The following is an 18064-nucleotide window of genomic DNA, read 5'->3' as shown; positions in this document are numbered from 1 at the left end:
TATATTATTACGTTAAAACAAGACTTTATATTCCAAACTTAAAGTCTTGTTTTATTGTGTATAATATACATAATAAAATGTTGTTATTAGTTTTATAAAAAAAGTTTAGGTAGGTGTTTGTTTATATGAAAACGATAGGTCTTATAGGTGGTATGAGTTGGGAATCAACTTCTGAATATTATCGAATTATTAATGAAGAAATAAAAGAGAGATTAGGAGGGCTACATTCAGCAAAATGTTTGATTAATAGTGTGGATTTTGAAGAGATTGAACGATGTCAGTCTAGCGGAGATTGGGATGGTGCTGGAGAAATTCTAGGGAATGCGGCATATTCATTACAAAAGGGAGGAGCAGACTTTATAATCATTTGTACAAATACAATGCATAAGGTAGTTGGAAAAATAAAGGCGAAAATTGATATTCCAGTCTTACATATTGCTGATGCAACTGCAAAAGAAATTAAAAGAAAAGACATTCAAAAGGTTGGTCTGCTTGGAACTAAATATACAATGGAGCAAGATTTCTATAAGTCACGTATAGAAGAAAATAATATAAAAGTAATAGTACCATCAGAAAAAAATAGAAAAGAAATAAATAAAGTAATATATACAGAATTATGTTTAGGAAAAATAGTATCTCAATCTAGAGAATATTATAAAAGAGTCATCGAAGAGTTAGTGCAAAAAGGAGCACAGGGAATCATATTAGGTTGTACAGAAATAGGGTTATTAATAAAGCAAGAAAACGTATCTGTCCCGATATTTGATACAACTCATATACATGCAATTGAAGCAGTCAAGGTAGCTCTAGATAGAGTATAATTATATTATGTAAACTTTATTCGTATATCTGGAAAACATTCAGAAAATATTTTATAATGTAAGTGGTTACATTTAAGGGGGAATGCGTATGTTTTCAGTTCAACCAATCGCATTTGTACATAATGAAAGAAAGGAAATAAAAGATGATGAGTGGGGAGAAGTAAGATCTCGTATAACTTTAACTGAAATGTATGCAGAAGAGAGTATACAAGGGGTTGAAGATTTTTCTCATATTGAAGTTGTTTTTTATTTTCATAAAGTAACTGACGAGCAAATTCAGTATTTTGCTAGACATCCTAGAAATAATAAGGATTATCCTGAAGTAGGTATTTTTGCACAGCGCGGGAAAAATCGTCCGAATCGCATAGGTGTAACAATTGTCAAGGTAATCAAAAGAGAAGGTAAATCAATTATTGTTGAGGGATTAGATGCTATTGATGGCACTCCTATATTGGATATAAAACCAATAATGAAAGGGTTTATGCCGACAGAAGAAATACACCAGCCTAAATGGGCAACGGATATAATGAGACAGTATTGGAAGGGGAATGGAGTAAAATGAGAATATATGAGGCAACAATTGCAGATTTAGATGGACTAGCATCAGTTTTTAATAACTATCGCATATTTTATAGACAAGATTCTGATTTAGAAGGGGCAAAAGTATTTTTACGAAATCGAATTGAGAGAAAAGAGTCCGTTATTTTCGTAGCAGTTGAAGACGGCGAATATATTGGGTTCACGCAACTATATCCATCATTTTCTTCCATTTCAATGAAAGAATTATGGATTTTAAATGATTTATTTGTACAAGCGGCGAAGCGTGGAGCCGGAACAGGTAAAAAATTATTAGAAGCTGCTAAAGAATACGCATTAGAAAATGGAGCAAAAGGTGTAAAGCTGCAAACAGAGATTGATAATTTATCAGCACAACGATTATACGCTGAAAATGGTTATTTGAGAGATAATCGTTATTTCCATTACGAATTAACGTTTTAAAAAATTAAGTTGAAAGAGACATTTTCAAGAAAAAGAATTTCTTTGTAATGAGAAATTCTTTTTTATTTTTGCCTAAATTAAAAAACATGACAAAAATAAAACGATATTTATTTATTGTTAAACAATAAATATTGTGATAAAATTATGTTGCCATTAAATAAGTGAGGTATTGTAAATGAATCTTAAACGAAGTTCAACAACGTTCTTAAAAGTAATTATTTTTCTTGCTGGAATTTCAGTACTTGCTTTATGCATATTTTTAGTGCCGGAAATGGCGGATTTCACAGCGAATTTGTATCCTAACATTGCTCCGATAAAATATCTTGTTTTCATTGTGATGTATGGAGCAGCTGTGCCTTTTTACGTTGCTCTTTATCAGGCTTTCAATCTTTTACAGTACATTGATGAGAACACAGCGTTCTCGGAATTATCAGTAAAGGCGTTAAAGAATATAAAGCGCTGTGCAATTACAATCAGTGGTTTGTATGTATTAAGTTTGCCACTTTTTCATTTTATAGCGAAAAAAATGGACCCCCCTATTGGGTTAGTGGGACTCATTATCGTTTTTGCTTCACTCGTTATCGCCGTTTTTGCTGCTATCCTCCAACGACTTCTACAAGAGGCAATTAACATAAAATCAGAAAATGATTTGACGGTCTGAGGTGGTGGATATGACAATCATTATTAATATTGACGTCATGTTAGCAAAACGAAAAATGAGTGTAACGGAGCTTTCGGAGAAGGTTGGAATTACGATGGCGAATCTTTCTATTTTGAAAAATGGGAAAGCAAAAGCGGTTCGTTTTTCAACATTAGAAGCGATATGTAAAGCTTTGGAGTGTCAGCCAGGGGATATTTTGGAGTATAAAAACGATGAGAATACTCAATAAAAACAGATAACAAATGTAAATAATAGAAGTCAATAAAGAAGGGATAGCCACTAATCTATTCCTTCTTTACGTTAATTGCTGTTACTAATAAAAAATATAATTTGAATTGCAATGTTTGCGTATCAAAAGGGAACTTGCTACCTTTTGAGGTGATCCGTTTTGTGGAAGACAATTATTTGCCAAAAAGGCTATTTAAACTATGTTTTAAATTATTTCGGGTGAATCAAAATTTTCATTTGTATTATAGTTGATTTAAAACCCAGTTCGTTGCATCTTCAAAGTTATCTGCAATGTAGTTTGGTTCAATATGTGCCCATTTGTCTCGGTACGTATGTAAAGCATCGTATCCAGCGCCTGTGCGCACCAATATCGTTATCGCATGCACTGTTGCTCCTGCAACGATATCGGTCCAGCGATCACCAATTACAGCGCATTTTGTTAAATCAAGCCCGTGTTTTTCAGCTGCTTGTAGCAGCATACCTGTACTTGGTTTACGACATTCACAACCATCACCGTGTTTGTGAGGACATACGTATATATCATCAAAGCCGAAACCTTTTAATTCTTGTGCGAAATCAGTAACAGTTGCTATCCCGTCTGCGATACCAGGTTGATTTGTGAAAGAGAAAATTTTTATATTTTGAGCTTTTAGTTTTTGCAAAGCTGCTTTTGTAAACGGAAATAATGTAAAAGATCCCGGATAATGTATTGTAGTGTCACCACCAATTGTACCGTCACGATCAATGAAAATTGCTTTAATGTTTGTCATAGTTATAGTCCCTTCACTTTATAAAGTAGTTTAAAAATATTTTACAAATCGGTAGCCATTTACTTCATAACCTAATTTTTTGTAAAAAGGATGAGCTGCTACTCTTTTTGTTCCACTAACTAGCCATGTGCCAATGCAATTATGTTTCTTTGCTAATTGCTCGGCATAATCCATCAACACTTGTCCAATGCCTTTCCGTCGTATGTTAGAATCAACGCTAATAATTGAAATCTCTCCATAACGTGTTACATCTTCTAAATTTTCACGTATACGAAATCCAAGTAATCCAAATATAGCTTCTTCTTCCTCGTAAACATATAAAAAATCAAACGGACTCATTTGTACGAATTGTAGGCGGTTGTTCATATCTTCATAGGAAATAGAGGAACCTTTTAATTCTTTCGTTAAAGAACAAAGTGCGTCTATATCATCTATCGTTGCTTCACGAATTTGAAAAGACATATTATCAACTCCAATAAAATGTAATCAAACATTTTATATTCTGTTAAAAAATGTTTTTTCCTGCTATGAAAATAAATATTTTATAATGATATATAGATAGTTATATGTTATTATTTTCCTTGATTGTATTAGAAATGGAAAGAAGGGGAATGCATGTTAAAAGTAAATATCCGCTCAGCTGGATATGAAATAGGTGAAAAAATAATTCATGATATAGCTTTTTCTATCGAAAAAGGTGAACTAGTTGCTCTTATTGGAGCAAATGGTGCTGGGAAGAGTACGACGATTAAAACGATACTCGGATTACTTGTAAATATGGACGGTGAAATATCATTCGGTGAAAAGAAAAATCCGTATGCATACGTACCAGAACATCCAACATACTATGATTACTTGACGCTCTGGGAACATATTGAATTATTAATGGCAGCTCGTGGAAGTGAAATGGGAAGTTGGGAAGAACGAGCGGAACAATTATTACATACTTTTCGAATGAATAAGCATAAACATGAGTATTTATCAAAGTTTTCAAAAGGCATGAAACAAAAATCGATGCTAATATTGGCGTTTTTAACTGAGCCAGATTTTTATATCATTGACGAACCTTTTATCGGTTTAGATCCAGTAGCTACGAAAGAGTTTTTAAATTATTTATATAAAGAAAAAGAGCGCGGGGCAGGAATTTTACTTTGTACGCACGTATTAGATACTGCTGAAAAAATTTGTGAAAGATTTTTACTCATTTCACAAGGTACATTAGTCGCAGATGGACATTTAGAATCTATTCAAATATTAGCGGAAATGCCGGGTAGTTCATTATTAGACTGCTTTGATGTAATTGTAAGGCGTGAACAACATGATTAAACAACAATTTTATAAGAGATTACGCCATGAACTTGAGCGGAAATGGAAGTCTATACGTTCGGTAACAGATTGGACAGTCGCATTATATATTATTATTCCAGCACTTATATTTATGGGAATCTATTATCGATCGCTATGGATAAATGAATTATCAACGGAAGAGACGATTTATTTCGGATTAGGATTACTCGCATTTTATTTAGTAACATATCCAAGAGGAGTTCGTTCATTTTTTGAGCAAGCGGATAGTTTATTTTTAATTTCGTATGCAACACATATGCGAAAATTAGTCCAGTATGGCATGATGTACACATTTGTTCGAATAGCGATAACGAATATAATAGTAGTCGTTATTATGTTACCGGTGTTGATGAAAAGTATCGAAGTAACAGAGATACAAGTCCTATTATTTTGGGTATTCTTTACTATATTTCGATTTATGTTGTCGTTGTTAACGAGATTTGTTCATGTATATGTGGGGAAACGATGGGTTTTATGGATTGTAAAAAATGTAGTATTTTCTATGAGCGTGTCCTTTTTTGGAATTAGTTTATTTTTTATTTATAAAAATCCGTTGTATTCAATTTTATTTATCGGTCTAGTAATTTTCTTAAGTAGTGTATTAGTAAAAGAGAAAATGAATTATAAAAAGTTCTTTTTTAAAGAAATCGAGAAAGAAAAGGAGGAAAGCATGCGCTGGACGAGCGGAATTATGCAAGTTGGTGGTCATGCGGCTAAACCGAGTAGTTCAAATAAAAAACCGTGGATGTTTCCGCGCTCTAAAAGACTTTTAGGGAAAAAAGCTGATTCTCGTATTGTCGAATCTTTTTTGAAAGAATTTTTCCGTACAAGTACTGCACGAATATTTTATATTCAAATTGTATGTATCAGTACTGCAAGTATAATTATGACTCCAAGGTGGATTGCAGCTATTGTTCTCGTATTTGCTGTAGTTGCAATTTCTCGCTATGCACGTGATTATTGGAATGAATTTACGAATAAGATGTTTCTTCGTTTATATTGTGATGAAGGGAAATTACTATTGTTAAGATGGAAGGCAGATCGTTATTTACTACTACCAGCAATACTTTTATATGGAATAGTTATACTTTCACAGTTTTATTTATTGCCAGCTGTGGTAGGCAGCGTTGTTTTTATTTTATTAATTGTATGGGTTGTATTTCTACCATTAAAAAAGAGCCATTGACGGCTCTTTTTCTAGTCTGTAACACATTGATAAATAAAATATACTAAAACGAGTATGCTTGCGGCGGAATACATGACATCTAAAGTCATTCAAGTGCCTCCTCAATATCGTGGTATTAATATTGTATGAAATCTTACAATTTCATATTCAAGTGAAAAATATGTGAACGTTAACAAAATTGTAAAGTGCAAAAATTACAATCATTTTGTATAATAGAAGAAACCACCGTTATATAAAAAATAATGAGTGAAAGGGGAGGGAACATAAATGCCAAATTGGTTTAGAAAAACCTTAGTCGCATTAATTACCGTATTTACATTTGGTTTAGTGACGCCTCCTTCCATATTGCTTGATAATGCCAAAGCTGCGGACAAGCCTACGAGCACAGCTGGGCAACAAAGTTTGGAGAGTACGTCCTATACATATGAAGAAACGAATGACAGGTTAACCACCGATACTTTTATTACTTATGCGATGCAAGAAGCAGAGAAGCAGTCGATGCAAAAGTTTGGTACTAAAATTGGTCCAGTAATTGAAGATGAATTTAAAGATGTAATATTACCAAAGATTGAAGAGGCAATTGCTGAGCTTGCTAGTGATGTACCAGAAGATTCACTACAATCATTAGCGATTTCTCAAAAACCAGCTGGTGGGAATAATGAAAAGATTTTTCATGTCTACGATACGAAATCAGGAAATGATTTATTGCGTTTCCATGTAAGAAGAGATCATCCACCGCAAGATGGTTATTATTTTAATTTCCATTATCATCGTTTTGATGATGGATACTCAGGACATCATGAGTTAGGAAATATTTATTGGAATACGAATGTACCGCCGAAATGGCTTTCTTAAAAAGAACAAGAGAAAATCTTGTTCTTTTTTATTTTTATAGAAGGGACAGACAACCATGTTGTTGAATAACATAGGTTTAGAAAAAAGAAGCAAAGGGAGTATGGGAATGCAAAAATATATTGTTTTTGACTTTGATGGCACATTAGTAGATTCACAAAATATATTTGTACCAATTTATAATCAAATTGCTGAAAAGCACGGATATAAAACGGTAAGAGAAGAAGAAATTGAGTATTTACGCAAGTTAACGATGGCGGAGAGATGTAAAACAACTCGATGTACCACTGTATAAACTACCGATATTAGCGCTGGAGTTTTATAAATTGTATCAACCTGCTATAAAAGATCTTATTTTGTTCTATGGGATGAAGGAAGTATTAGATGAACTACATAAAAAAGGCTACGGAATTGCAGTCATATCATCGAACTCAGAAGAGCATATTCGGGCGTTTTTACAAAAGAATGATATAGAAAATATACAAGAAGTGTATTGTTCTAAAAATTTGTTCGGTAAAGACAAGATGATAAAAAGATTTTTAAAATCGAAAAAGATAACAGAGAAAGATATGTTATATGTCGGTGATGAACAGCGAGACGTAGCAGCGTGTAAAAAGGCTGGAGTGAACGTAATTTGGGTATCTTGGGGATATGATGTTATTGAAACAGTGAAAAAAGATGCACTAGATTACATGGTTCATAAGCCGATGGAAATTGTGCAAGTAGTACAAGGAGCGTATTCTTAATATGAATACACTGCGAGCAGGCATTCATCATATTGAATTTTGGGTAGCAAATTTAGAGGAGTCCATTTCTTTTTATAATAAGTTGTTTTCCATAATTGGGTGGAGAAAGTTAAATGAAGTAGCATATAGCACAGGAGAAAGTGAAATATACTTTAAAGAAGTAGATGAGGAAATTGTAAGGACGTTAGGGCCTAGACATATTTGTTATCAAGCTATTCATAGAGAAGTAGTTGATGAAGTAGCAGATTTTCTTTCTAGTACGAAAGTGAAGGTAATACGTGGTCCAATTGAAATGAATCATTATTCGGAAGGTTACTATACGATTGATTTTTACGATCCGAATGGATTTATTGTAGAAGTTGCCTATACACCAAATGCAGAAATGTAAGGGGAATAGATATGAAGATAATTACAGCACGGCAAAGCAATATACAAATAGTAAAAGATGCAGCGAATATTGAAGAAATTTCTAAAGGTTTCTCTCCAGATAAGAAATATATAATTACGAATGCAAATAATGAAAAATATTTATTTCGGACAGGCGATATAAAAGAGTATGAAAGAAAGAAAATAGAGTTTCAAATTTTAAATGAAATGGTAAAACGTAACGTACAGGCACAAAGGCCAATTGAAATAGGTATATTGGAAGAAGAAGGTGTATGCTATAGTATTTTTTCATATTTAGAAGGGGAAGATGCGAAGAAGCTATTGCCTACGTATTCACCAAAAGAACAATATGATATTGGTATAGAGGCAGGAAAAGATTTAGCAAAAATGCATACATTTGAAGCTCCTAAGGATATACTTCCATGGTATGAAAGAGCTATGAAAAAACATAGTAAATATGTAGAGGTATACAAAACATGCGGAATAAAAATAAAAAATGATGATAAAATCATAAAGTTTATAGAGGAAAATGAAATATATTTAAAGAGCCGCCCGAATCGATTTCAACACGATGATTTTCATTTAGAAAATATAATTGTACGGGATGGAAAATATGTAGGTGTTGTTGATTTTAATGGCTATGACTGGGGCGACCCAATTCATGATTTCGTAAAAATTGCACTGTTTGCAAGGGATATTAGTATTCCGTATTCAATCGGACAAATAGAAGGATACTTTAATAGGAAAATACCAGAGGAGTTCTGGAAATTATACACGGTGTATGTTGGCATGACAGTTTTCTCCTCAGTTGTCTGGACATTACGAGCAGCGCCGCATATGTTAGATGATATGTTAGAGCGTCTTACTATAGTTTTAGAGGATCATAATAACTTTGAGTTATCGAAGCCAATTTGGTTTCAACCAGATAAGATTGATATGAAATAGAAAAGGTAGGTGTGATTCGCACCTACCTTTATTTTTTACCATCAAGATACTTATTTAATTTTCTTAAATGTAAGCGGCTGAGTACTTAATGTAGCTGGTACATGTAACTGAAGGGATGGGAATTCACCACTTACATTCATTTCATAAGCGAATAATAAGCTCATTTTCATTTGGAATAAGTCAACTTTTGTGGAGAAGATGTCGTAATGATGATGCCCTAATTGAATATCCATTTCCATAAATTGTACATATAACGAATCATCTCGTTTGTATACTTGTAATGTTCCGTATGCAGGATGTTCAAAAGTACCAGTATAATCCTCTAACTTGTGCGAAGGTGTAGTCCCTTTAATTTGTTCAGGGAGGGATTCAGTTGCTTCTTTCATCATTTCCTTCATTTTTTTAGTATCTTCTACAGCACGTTTATGCCAATCAATGGATTCTAATTCAAGTAGTTCGTCATAAATTTGATTAGCGAGATAAGTAGGAAGTAATGTTCCTCCAGCATTCGTTAAAATGACAAGGCCTATGTTTTCTGTTGGTATGAATGAAACAAGCGCTGAAAATCCATCGATATTACCGCCATGATGAATCACTTTTTTACCACGATAAGCGCTAATAAACCAACCAAGACCGTAACTATTTAATGGAGATTCAGGGAGTGATAAAACCGGTTGGTCTGGAATTGAATTGTGTGGTGTATACATTTGTTGTAATAATTCAGAGGAGATTAATTCATGATCTCCAAATTTTCCTTCATTTAAGTGGAGAAGTACCCAATTTGCCATATCTTCAATTGTGGAATTAATACACCCAGCAGCGCCAACTGTATCGATGTTACGGAATGGAACTGCTTTTATTTCACCGTCATTTTCAATGTAAGGTAAAGCGTAATCATCTGTAGTTTGTGAATCGTTAACAGAGAAGTTTGTATGTCTCATATTTAAAGGTTCTAAAATATGTTCTGTAGTGTATTGCTCCCACGTTTGATTTGTAATGTTTTCAACAATGTAGCTAATTGTTGCATACATTAAGTTGTTATATAGAAATGCAGTCCGGAACGGTGCATCAAGTGGTAAATGTTTTATTTTTTCAACGAGATCTTTTCGAGATAAGGAAGAACTGTACCAAAGAGCCTCATGACGACTCACTCCAGTTCGATGAGAAGCTAAATCCCGTCCTGTAACTTGTGAGCTAGCAAGTAGTTCAGATAAAGTAAAGTTAGGTATATAAGACGGGACAGGAGCATCCCAATTAAACTTTTTTTGCTGTGCTAACAAGCTTAATGAAAGTGTACCAAACGCTTTCGTTGAGGAACCGATTGCGAATCGAGTATTCGGTGTAACAGCCTCTTTTGTTTCTATATTACGATAGCCGAAACCTTCTGAAAGAATAACTTCACCGTCTTTTATAACAGCGACAGCAACACCAGGAACATTTAAATCCTTCATCATTTTTTCAACCGTGGTTTGTAAAGAAGTCATAACAGGTGTTTCAATTTTAGACATATTTCTAACCTCCAAATATAAATTTTGATCTACCGCACTATACTTTCGGTAATAGAAAATGAAAACCTTTTAAAATATGGAAAGTTAATAATTTTGTAAGAATTAGCGCAAGAAATTTTATTAATTAAGATTATTAAATTTACCATTTTTCATGTTATGATAAATTCCATATACGATTGAAAGAAGGTTTTCCTACATATGAAACATGCTGAAAATGAATACTTAAATTTATGCCGCCATGTAATGGAACATGGTACGAAGAAAGAAGATCGTACAGGGACAGGAACTGTATCTGTATTTGGATATCAAATGCGTTTTGATTTGAGCAAAGGATTTCCTTTATTAACGACAAAAAGAGTACCATTTCGCCTTGTAGCAAGTGAACTACTTTGGTTTATGAAAGGTGATACAAATATTCGCTATTTATTGCAGCATAATAATAACATTTGGAATGAATGGGCGTTTAAGAGCTGGGTAGAAAGTGATGAGTATACTGGTCCTGACATGACTGATTTTGGTCTTCGTTCACAACAAGATGAAGAATTTAAAGTACAGTACGATGAGCAAATGGAATTGTTTAAAAAGAACGTTTTAGAAGATGATGAGTTCTCAAATAAATATGGTTATTTAGGAGACGTTTACGGTAAACAATGGCGTTCTTGGAAAACGACAGCTGGTGAGACACTTGATCAATTAAAAGATGTAATTGAAATGATTAAAAAAACACCAGACTCGCGTCGTTTAATCGTTTCTGCTTGGAATCCTGAAGACGTACCGAGTATGGCATTACCGCCTTGTCATACATTATTCCAATTTTATGTAGCGGACGGAAAACTTTCTTGTCAGCTATATCAAAGAAGTGGTGACATATTCCTTGGAATTCCATTTAACATCGCAAGTTATTCACTACTAACACATTTAATTGCACATGAATGTGGTCTTGAAGTAGGAGAATTTGTTCATACAATTGGAGATGCACACATTTATACAAATCATTTTGAACAAGTAGAAAAGCAATTGGCACGTGAACCACGTCCATTCCCGAAACTTACATTAAATCCAGATGTGAAATCTGTGTTTGATTTTGAAATGGAAGATTTAACGATTGAAGGATACGATCCGCATCCAGCAATTAAAGCACCGGTTGCAGTATAATTGTAGAGGAGATGAAAAAATGATTGTTTCATTTATGGTCGCGATGGACGAAAATAGAGTAATTGGTAAAGATAATAATTTACCTTGGCGTTTACCGAGTGAATTACAATACGTGAAGAAAACAACGATGGGCCACCCGCTTATTATGGGAAGAAAGAACTATGAAGCGATTGGTAGACCACTGCCTGGAAGACGTAATATTATTGTAACTCGTAATGAAGGGTATCATGTTGAAGGCTGTGAAGTTGTTCATTCTGTAGAAGAAGTATTTGAACTATGTAAAAATGAAGAAGAGATTTTTATTTTTGGCGGAGCGCAAATTTACGATCTCTTTTTACCTTATGTAGACAAGTTATATATAACAAAAATCCATTATGCATTTGAAGGAGATACATTCTTCCCAGAAATGGATATGACAAATTGGAAAGAGATTTTTGTAGAAAAAGGTTTAACGGATGAAAAAAACCCGTATACGTATTATTACCATGTATATGAGAAGCAACAATAATAAAAAAGATTGATGTGAGAATTCACGTCAATCTTTTTATTTGTATTCACCAATATAAGTTTATAGATGAGATTCGATAGTGCTATAATGATAGGTAGCATGTAAAAATGCTAAAATTTTCAAAAGTACTAATATAGAAAGAGGAGGAGAATCGATTGAGAAAGATATGGGGGATTCTTTTTCTTTGCTTAACATTCATGTTAGTTGGATGTGGTAAAGAAGAAAAACCACAAGAAGCGTTTGATACATATGTAAAAGCGTGGAATAAACAAAAATTTGCAGATATGTATGATCAACTATCAAAAAATGCAAAAAAAGATATTTCAAAGAAAGAGTTTACTGAGAAATATGAAAAAATTTATTCTGGTATCGAAGTGAAAGACTTAAAGGTAGAACCAGGGGAAGTAAAAGAAGATAAAAAAGATGAAGGTCCTGTTCCTTTTAAAGTAAGCATGGATACAGTTGGTGGTAAAATCACATTTGGTCATGAAGCAAAAATGGTGAAAGAAAAAGATGGAGATAAAGAATCTTGGAAAATAGATTGGACTCCTGATTTTATTTTCCCTGGCATGACGAAAGATAGTAAAGTGCGTATGCAGACAACACAGCCAAAACGTGGTGAAATATACGATCGTAATGGAAAAGGTCTTGCAACGAATGGGAAAGCTTCTGAAATCGGATTGATTCCTGAAAAGTTAGGGGATACTGCTCCGCAGACGAAAGAAACAGTAGCGAAGTTATTAAATATGTCTGTAGAAGAAATTGATCAAAAATTAGCTGCTAAATGGGTAAAACCAGGGTATCTCGTACCAATTGGAATTTTGCCTGAAGGGGCAACACAAAATACGTACATTGATTTACCAGGTGTTTCAACAAAACCTGTAAATGTTCGTACATATCCGTTAGGGGAAGCGGCAGCTCATCTGACTGGTTATATTGGAAAGGTAAATGCTGAAGATTTAAAAACGCTACAAAAGAAAGGCTATCAAGCTGATGACCCAGTTGGTAAAGCTGGCTTAGAGCAAGTATTAGAGGAAAAGCTACGCGGTAAAAAAGGTGGCCGTGTCTTTGTAGAAGATGCGCAAGGAAAAGAAATTAAAAATTTAGCAAAAACAGATGCTGTTGATGGAGAAAATGTAACTTTAACTATTGATAGTGTTGTTCAAGAAAAAACGTATAATGAAATGAAGGGCGAAGCTGGTTCAAGTGCAGCAATTAATCCGAAAAGTGGAGAAACAATTGCACTAGTAAGTAGTCCAGCATATGATCCTAATATAATTGCACGAGGGACATCAAAGGCACAACGCGAAGCGTGGAATAATGATCTGAAAAAACCAATGACAAATCGCTTTACACAATTGTCGGTACCAGGTTCTGTATTTAAACCTATTACAGCTGCAATTGGTCTTGAAACGAAAACGATTGATCCAAAAGAAGAGTTGAAAATTGAAGGATTAAAATGGACAAAAGATTCTTCTTGGGGTAATTACTATGTAACGCGTGTGAAAGATGCAAATCCGATTGATCTTGATAAGGCGATGAAATACTCGGATAATATTTACTTCGCACAAGAAGCTTTAAAAATCGGAAAAGACAAGTTTATGAGTGAAGCAAAAAAATTCGGATTCGATGAGAAACTACCAATTGAATATGGATTCCCTGCTTCTAAAATTGCAAATGACGGCATTAAAAATGATATTCAAATGGCAGATACAGGATATGGACAAGGACAAGTATTAATGACTCCTCTTCATTTAGCTTTAACGTATGCGCCAATTGTAAATGATGGAGCGATTCCGTCACCGTATATTATTAAAACAGATAAACAACCAAAAGCTTGGAAAGAAAATGTAATTTCTAAAGGAAATCAGGATATATTAAAAACTGCAATGACGAAAGTAATTAATGATCCAGATGGTACAGGGAAAATTGCTAAAATTGATGGCATGACTCTTGCTGGAAAAACAGGTACAGCGGAATTAAAAGTATCAAAAGAGGCCGAAGGAAAAGAACTAGGTTGGTTCGCTGCATTTGATTTAAATTCACCAGATATGGTCATTACAATGATGATTGAAGATGTAAAAGGTAGAGGCGGAAGTAATATTCCAGCTGAAAAAGTAAAACATGTATTTCAAAAATAATATGTAATAGAAGGCTATCTCTATAAGTTGTAGAGGTAGCCTTTTTATATGAAAGAGTTCTTAATATCTGTATACTAAATTTTAAGGAAACAAAGTAAATCATTAACTTACGAAAAAAAAGTAGCTATTTTTTATTGACATTGATTAAAACTTTTTGTATTATACTTACATAAGGTAAGTTGTTAACTTTTAAAAAATAAATCTTGAATTAAAGATAAAGAGAAAAAAGGGAGAGAATACAATGACAAAAGTACTATTTATTACAGCAAATCCAAATTCAGCAGAAGGTTCTTTCGGAATGGCAGTAGGGGAAGCTTTCATCGAAGCTTATAAAAATGAACATCCACAAGACGAAGTTGTAACAATTGATTTATTCAATACTACAGTACCAGCAATTGATGCAGATGTATTTGCTGCTTGGGGTAAATTTGCAGCAGGTGAAGGCTTTGAAGCTTTAACTGAAGTTCAACAACAAAAAGTAGCAGCAATGAACACAAACTTAGAAACATTTATGAATGCAGATCGTTATGTATTCGTAACTCCAATGTGGAACTTTAGCTATCCACCAGTAGTAAAAGCATACTTAGATAACGTAGCAATCGCAGGTAAAACATTCAAATATACTGAAAATGGTCCAGTCGGCTTATTAGAAGGTAAAAAAGCACTTCACATTCAGGCAACAGGTGGCGTATATTCTGAAGGAGCATACGCAGCTGTAGACTTCGGTCGCAATCACTTAAAGACTGTATTAGGATTTGTCGGTGTAAATGATACTGAATATATCGCAGTTGAAGGTATGAATGCAAACCCTGAAAAAGCACAAGAAATTAAAGAAGCAGCAATTGCTAATGCTCGTGAATTAGCAAAACGTTTCTAATATAGAATGCTTAAAAAGTCCAAACACTTGCTGTTTGGACTTTTTTTCTTCTTTTTCCTTCGTTTGTCTAGTATAATGAAGGTCGGAATGATAATAGGTGGGGGTTCTGTATGATTCAAACGTTTTTTAAAATCTTTTATTTAATTTTAATCGTAATTGCGATTACACCGAGAATGTGGCGTCTTAAAAGACAAGTAAATACGATGGCGCCAAAAGAAAAAGATAATGCTGTGTATAAAACGACAAATTGGTTTGGTAAGAAAATGGTACGTGTAGCTGGAGGGGCAGTAGAAGTGAAAGGACTTGAAAATGTTCCGAAAGACAAGCCAGTACTAGTTGTAAGTAATCACCAAAGTAATATGGATATCCCTGTTTTACTAGGTTACTTAAATAAACCAATTGGATTCGTTTCAAAAGCAGAGATTAAAAAGTTCCCAGTTGTACCAACTTGGATGGAACTTATGAATTGTGTATTTATGGATCGTAGCGATCGTCGTCAATCTCTTCAAGCGATTAAAGATGGAATTGAACTATTAAAGAATGGACATTCTATCGTAATTTTCCCTGAAGGAACGAGAAGTAAGGGTGGCGAAGTTGGAGAGTTTAAGGCTGGTAGTTTTCATCTTGCAGTAAAGTCAGGTGTAGCAATTTTACCTGTAACGTTAGATGGTACATATAAGATGTTTGAAGCGAATGGAAATCGTATGAAGCCAGCTCATGCAACAGTAACAATTTCTAAGCCGATTACACCTGAAGATTATGCGAATATGGATATTAAAGAATTAACGAAGCATACACAGGAAGTTATCGCATCACAATTACATAAGTAATAAAAAAGGATTCAGCTTATAGTAAGCTGAATCCTTTTTTATTATGCTGTAGGTAAGACATAAAAGAGTACACAGAAGAACATCATCGCACTACCACCTAAAACGAACAGGTGCCATATGGCATGGTTGAAAGGTAGCTTTTCCCAAAGGAAGAATATAGCTCCGACAGAATATAAAATTCCACCTGCTAAAAGTAGTGAAAAACCATGTCCAGTTAGATTTTCATAAAGTGGTTTAATGGCAACGATTATGAGCCAACCCATAATGATGTAACATAAAGTTGAAGCCTTTATAAAGCGACGTACAAAGAAAATTTTGAAGACGATACCTCCGATTGCTAGTGTCCATATTATAGCAAGCAACGTCCATCCTAATGGGCCACGAAGTGTAATAAGTAGAAAAGGAGTATACGTGCCAGCAATCAATAAGTAAATGGCTGAATGATCTAAAATAGTAAATATTTTTTCTACTTTAGGATGATGAATGCTATGTAGCAATGTTGAAAACAAGTACAGTAAGAACATGCTTACACCATAAACAGTAAATGCAACTACAGCTGATGCGGTACCGTGCTTAGAAGCATGAATAATCAATATGATTAAGGCAGGGATGCTTAAAATGGCACCGATACCATGTGTAATTGCATTTGCAATTTCTTCTTTTACAAATTGGGTCATTCGTGTCATTTTTTCAGTCATAATGCAAATCCTTTCTACTATCATAAAATAATATGTCATTTCCCTTACCATATCATACACAAGAGCAATAGAAAATGAAATTTGTATAATTGATTATATTTTTGAATTTTTTTGATAAAAGACAATGGATTTGTTGACGTTTTCAAACTTTTTTGACAAAATAAAATTATGTAATAGTAGGACAAGGAAACTACTAATAAAGGGGATGGGGAAATGTTTTCAAATATTGGCTTTCCAGGGTTAATTTTAATTTTAGTAGCAGTACTCATTTTATTTGGACCTAAAAAATTGCCGGAAATCGGGAAGGCTTTAGGGGAAACGTTAAAAGAGTTTAAAAAATCAACGAAAGAATTGACAGATGACGCATTTCAAGAAAAGGAAAAGAAAGAAAAAATGTAGTGTATTTTCCTTGTAATGGATAAATAAAGTGTGGTGAACGAGATGGAAGATCGGGAAATGAGCGTAGTAGAACATATTGTTGAGCTTCGAAAAAGAGTAATATATACGGTGTTATCCTTTGTACTATTTTTAATTATTGGATTTACTTTTACAAAGGATATTTATTTTTGGCTTGTAAAAGATTTACCAATGAAATTAACTGTTCTCGGTCCAAGTGATGTATTGTGGATTTTTTTCTCGATTGCTACAGTATTTGCTATCGTTTGTACAATTCCTTTTGCTGCTATACAAATTTGGTTATTTGTAAAACCGGGTTTACATCCAAATGAACAAAAGATGACAATAATGTATATACCGGTATTGTCTATATTATTTCTCGCAGGTTTATGTTTTGGATATTTCATTGTAATGCCGTTTCTATTTCACTTTTTAACTACGATAGGTAATGAAATGTTTAATACGATGTTTACGACAGAAAAGTATTTTCATTTTGTACTTAATTTAACAGTTCCATTTGCTGTGATTTTTGAATTGCCAGTCGTTGTAATGTTTTTAACTAGTATTGGAATACTTACGGCGGAATTTTTAATAAAAATAAGAAGGTATGCTTACGTAGCATTAATTATCATTGCATCTTGTATATCACCGCCAGACTTTTTATCTCATAGTTTAGTTGCAGTGCCGCTTATTTGTATTTATGAAGTAAGTATTGCGTTATCAAAGGTTGTTAGTAAGAGGAAAAAGAAAAGAGAAGAAATGCAGTCGAAAAGTGCCTCGTTATAAAGGCACTTTTTTATTTATTTGTTATACTATAGCTATAAACGTATACAATATATAGAAGAAAAAAATTATAGAATCTCCAAAATTTAGACAAACTTTGCGCTTTTATAAGCTTATACTAAATGTATTAAACAATTGATGGATAATGAGATTCCCGTCTCAGAGATATTTAGGACGGGAAGGTGAATTAGGTGGAGATGAATAGAGTATAAATCTTCTAGCCATA

Annotated in this window: 21 protein-coding genes and 1 pseudogene; 18 read left to right on the top strand and 4 right to left on the bottom strand. The window is 33.6% G+C overall.

All coding sequences use genetic code 11. The annotated features are described in order from the left end of the window. Positions 1-125: 125 nt before the first annotated feature. The 5 genes from EBQ15_RS09750 (at position 126) to EBQ15_RS09730 (ending at position 2710) form a co-directional block, all read left to right on the top strand. A complete protein-coding gene (locus EBQ15_RS09750; RefSeq protein ID WP_000848571.1) occupies positions 126-821 on the top strand; it encodes an aspartate/glutamate racemase family protein in 696 nt (231 codons plus the stop codon). An 88-nt stretch (positions 822-909) separates the two neighbouring features. Further along, positions 910-1383, top strand: coding sequence for an SAM-dependent methyltransferase (locus EBQ15_RS09745; RefSeq protein WP_000493256.1), 474 nt, complete (start codon positions 910-912; stop codon positions 1381-1383). After that, a complete protein-coding gene (locus EBQ15_RS09740) occupies positions 1380-1820 on the top strand; it encodes a GNAT family N-acetyltransferase (protein WP_001223853.1) in 441 nt (146 codons plus the stop codon). Before EBQ15_RS09745 ends, EBQ15_RS09740 begins: the two co-directional genes overlap by 4 nt. A gap of 175 nt (positions 1821-1995) precedes the next feature. After that, on the top strand, positions 1996-2481 hold the full coding sequence (locus tag EBQ15_RS09735) for a DUF2975 domain-containing protein (protein ID WP_001050148.1): 486 nt from the start codon (positions 1996-1998) through the stop codon (positions 2479-2481). Between the two features lie 10 nt (positions 2482-2491). Further along, positions 2492-2710 (top strand): helix-turn-helix domain-containing protein, encoded by a 219-nt coding sequence (locus EBQ15_RS09730; protein ID WP_000152534.1) that lies wholly within the window; start codon positions 2492-2494, stop codon positions 2708-2710. Positions 2711-2951: 241 nt separating this feature from the next. Here the strand turns inward: EBQ15_RS09730 and EBQ15_RS09725 are convergent, their stop codons facing one another. Further along, positions 2952-3479, bottom strand: a complete 528-nt coding sequence (locus EBQ15_RS09725) for an HAD-IIIA family hydrolase (RefSeq protein WP_000181778.1) — start codon at positions 3477-3479, stop codon at positions 2952-2954. Between the two features lie 30 nt (positions 3480-3509). Beyond that, positions 3510-3941: a GNAT family N-acetyltransferase gene (locus EBQ15_RS09720; protein WP_000009774.1), complete on the bottom strand. Its 432-nt coding sequence runs from the start codon at positions 3939-3941 to the stop codon at positions 3510-3512. 153 nt (positions 3942-4094) lie between these two features. Here EBQ15_RS09720 and EBQ15_RS09715 point away from each other — a divergent pair, with 153 nt between their 5' ends. The 6 genes and pseudogenes from EBQ15_RS09715 (at position 4095) to EBQ15_RS09690 (ending at position 8942) form a co-directional block, all read left to right on the top strand. Then, positions 4095-4805, top strand: coding sequence for an ABC transporter ATP-binding protein (locus tag EBQ15_RS09715; RefSeq protein ID WP_000921904.1), 711 nt, complete (start codon positions 4095-4097; stop codon positions 4803-4805). Then, positions 4798-6012, top strand: a complete 1215-nt coding sequence (locus EBQ15_RS09710) for an ABC transporter permease (protein ID WP_000595446.1) — start codon at positions 4798-4800, stop codon at positions 6010-6012. Before EBQ15_RS09715 ends, EBQ15_RS09710 begins: the two co-directional genes overlap by 8 nt. A gap of 267 nt (positions 6013-6279) precedes the next feature. Further along, positions 6280-6867: a YpjP family protein gene (locus EBQ15_RS09705; RefSeq protein ID WP_001134421.1), complete on the top strand. Its 588-nt coding sequence runs from the start codon at positions 6280-6282 to the stop codon at positions 6865-6867. 106 nt (positions 6868-6973) lie between these two features. Next, positions 6974-7610 (top strand): annotated as a pseudogene (locus tag EBQ15_RS09700) (HAD family hydrolase). 1 nt (position 7611) lies between these two features. Then, positions 7612-7998, top strand: a complete 387-nt coding sequence (locus EBQ15_RS09695; protein WP_001094668.1) for a VOC family protein — start codon at positions 7612-7614, stop codon at positions 7996-7998. 11 nt (positions 7999-8009) lie between these two features. Beyond that, positions 8010-8942, top strand: coding sequence for an aminoglycoside phosphotransferase family protein (locus EBQ15_RS09690; RefSeq protein WP_000692078.1), 933 nt, complete (start codon positions 8010-8012; stop codon positions 8940-8942). Between the two features lie 50 nt (positions 8943-8992). On the opposite strand, the gene EBQ15_RS09685 is transcribed toward EBQ15_RS09690, so the two are convergent. Then, on the bottom strand, positions 8993-10450 hold the full coding sequence (locus tag EBQ15_RS09685; RefSeq protein WP_000034348.1) for a serine hydrolase: 1458 nt from the start codon (positions 10448-10450) through the stop codon (positions 8993-8995). Positions 10451-10648: 198 nt separating this feature from the next. Between EBQ15_RS09685 and EBQ15_RS09680 the strand changes: the two genes are divergently transcribed. From EBQ15_RS09680 to EBQ15_RS09660, 5 genes are all read left to right on the top strand, one after another. After that, complete coding sequence (locus EBQ15_RS09680) at positions 10649-11605, top strand: thymidylate synthase (protein ID WP_000679611.1); 957 nt, start codon at positions 10649-10651, stop codon at positions 11603-11605. Positions 11606-11624: 19 nt separating this feature from the next. Continuing rightward, entirely contained in the window at positions 11625-12113 is a 489-nt protein-coding gene (locus EBQ15_RS09675) for a dihydrofolate reductase (RefSeq protein ID WP_000637207.1), read from the top strand. 155 nt (positions 12114-12268) lie between these two features. Next, positions 12269-14254, top strand: a complete 1986-nt coding sequence (pbpC, locus tag EBQ15_RS09670; RefSeq protein WP_001227230.1) for a penicillin-binding protein 3 — start codon at positions 12269-12271, stop codon at positions 14252-14254. Positions 14255-14495: 241 nt separating this feature from the next. Further along, positions 14496-15131 carry an FMN-dependent NADH-azoreductase gene (locus EBQ15_RS09665; RefSeq protein WP_000170025.1) on the top strand — a complete coding sequence of 212 codons (636 nt, stop codon included), beginning with the start codon at positions 14496-14498 and terminating at the stop codon, positions 15129-15131. Between the two features lie 110 nt (positions 15132-15241). Beyond that, positions 15242-15961 carry a lysophospholipid acyltransferase family protein gene (locus EBQ15_RS09660; RefSeq protein ID WP_000616577.1) on the top strand — a complete coding sequence of 240 codons (720 nt, stop codon included), beginning with the start codon at positions 15242-15244 and terminating at the stop codon, positions 15959-15961. Between the two features lie 41 nt (positions 15962-16002). Here EBQ15_RS09660 and trhA read toward each other — a convergent pair whose 3' ends face one another. After that, a complete protein-coding gene (gene trhA / locus EBQ15_RS09655) occupies positions 16003-16659 on the bottom strand; it encodes a PAQR family membrane homeostasis protein TrhA (RefSeq protein WP_000136889.1) in 657 nt (218 codons plus the stop codon). 213 nt (positions 16660-16872) lie between these two features. Between trhA and EBQ15_RS09650 the strand changes: the two genes are divergently transcribed. After that, positions 16873-17058 (top strand): twin-arginine translocase TatA/TatE family subunit, encoded by a 186-nt coding sequence (locus EBQ15_RS09650; protein ID WP_000492443.1) that lies wholly within the window; start codon positions 16873-16875, stop codon positions 17056-17058. 42 nt (positions 17059-17100) lie between these two features. Beyond that, entirely contained in the window at positions 17101-17841 is a 741-nt protein-coding gene (gene tatC, locus EBQ15_RS09645; RefSeq protein WP_000390120.1) for a twin-arginine translocase subunit TatC, read from the top strand. Positions 17842-18064 lie beyond the last annotated feature (223 nt).

Source organism: Bacillus sp. 2D03 (genome assembly GCF_003946765.1).
GTDB lineage: Bacteria > Bacillota > Bacilli > Bacillales > Bacillaceae_G > Bacillus_A > Bacillus_A cereus.
This window is presented reverse-complemented; position numbering and strand designations above follow the sequence as displayed.

What these genes read in the sequence shown, in the direction of transcription:
- EBQ15_RS09750 (WP_000848571.1), top strand. Translation starts at nt 126, where the DNA reads ATGAAAACGATAGGTCTTATAGGTGGTATGAGTTGGGAATCAACTTCT.
- EBQ15_RS09745 (WP_000493256.1), top strand. Translation starts at nt 910, where the DNA reads ATGTTTTCAGTTCAACCAATCGCATTTGTACATAATGAAAGAAAGGAA.
- EBQ15_RS09740 (WP_001223853.1), top strand. Translation starts at nt 1,380, where the DNA reads ATGAGAATATATGAGGCAACAATTGCAGATTTAGATGGACTAGCATCA.
- EBQ15_RS09735 (WP_001050148.1), top strand. Translation starts at nt 1,996, where the DNA reads ATGAATCTTAAACGAAGTTCAACAACGTTCTTAAAAGTAATTATTTTT.
- EBQ15_RS09730 (WP_000152534.1), top strand. Translation starts at nt 2,492, where the DNA reads ATGACAATCATTATTAATATTGACGTCATGTTAGCAAAACGAAAAATG.
- EBQ15_RS09725 (WP_000181778.1), bottom strand. Translation starts at nt 3,479, where the DNA reads ATGACAAACATTAAAGCAATTTTCATTGATCGTGACGGTACAATTGGT.
- EBQ15_RS09720 (WP_000009774.1), bottom strand. Translation starts at nt 3,941, where the DNA reads ATGTCTTTTCAAATTCGTGAAGCAACGATAGATGATATAGACGCACTT.
- EBQ15_RS09715 (WP_000921904.1), top strand. Translation starts at nt 4,095, where the DNA reads ATGTTAAAAGTAAATATCCGCTCAGCTGGATATGAAATAGGTGAAAAA.
- EBQ15_RS09710 (WP_000595446.1), top strand. Translation starts at nt 4,798, where the DNA reads ATGATTAAACAACAATTTTATAAGAGATTACGCCATGAACTTGAGCGG.
- EBQ15_RS09705 (WP_001134421.1), top strand. Translation starts at nt 6,280, where the DNA reads ATGCCAAATTGGTTTAGAAAAACCTTAGTCGCATTAATTACCGTATTT.
- EBQ15_RS09695 (WP_001094668.1), top strand. Translation starts at nt 7,612, where the DNA reads ATGAATACACTGCGAGCAGGCATTCATCATATTGAATTTTGGGTAGCA.
- EBQ15_RS09690 (WP_000692078.1), top strand. Translation starts at nt 8,010, where the DNA reads ATGAAGATAATTACAGCACGGCAAAGCAATATACAAATAGTAAAAGAT.
- EBQ15_RS09685 (WP_000034348.1), bottom strand. Translation starts at nt 10,450, where the DNA reads ATGTCTAAAATTGAAACACCTGTTATGACTTCTTTACAAACCACGGTT.
- EBQ15_RS09680 (WP_000679611.1), top strand. Translation starts at nt 10,649, where the DNA reads ATGAAACATGCTGAAAATGAATACTTAAATTTATGCCGCCATGTAATG.
- EBQ15_RS09675 (WP_000637207.1), top strand. Translation starts at nt 11,625, where the DNA reads ATGATTGTTTCATTTATGGTCGCGATGGACGAAAATAGAGTAATTGGT.
- EBQ15_RS09665 (WP_000170025.1), top strand. Translation starts at nt 14,496, where the DNA reads ATGACAAAAGTACTATTTATTACAGCAAATCCAAATTCAGCAGAAGGT.
- EBQ15_RS09660 (WP_000616577.1), top strand. Translation starts at nt 15,242, where the DNA reads ATGATTCAAACGTTTTTTAAAATCTTTTATTTAATTTTAATCGTAATT.
- trhA (WP_000136889.1), bottom strand. Translation starts at nt 16,659, where the DNA reads ATGACTGAAAAAATGACACGAATGACCCAATTTGTAAAAGAAGAAATT.
- EBQ15_RS09650 (WP_000492443.1), top strand. Translation starts at nt 16,873, where the DNA reads ATGTTTTCAAATATTGGCTTTCCAGGGTTAATTTTAATTTTAGTAGCA.
- tatC (WP_000390120.1), top strand. Translation starts at nt 17,101, where the DNA reads ATGGAAGATCGGGAAATGAGCGTAGTAGAACATATTGTTGAGCTTCGA.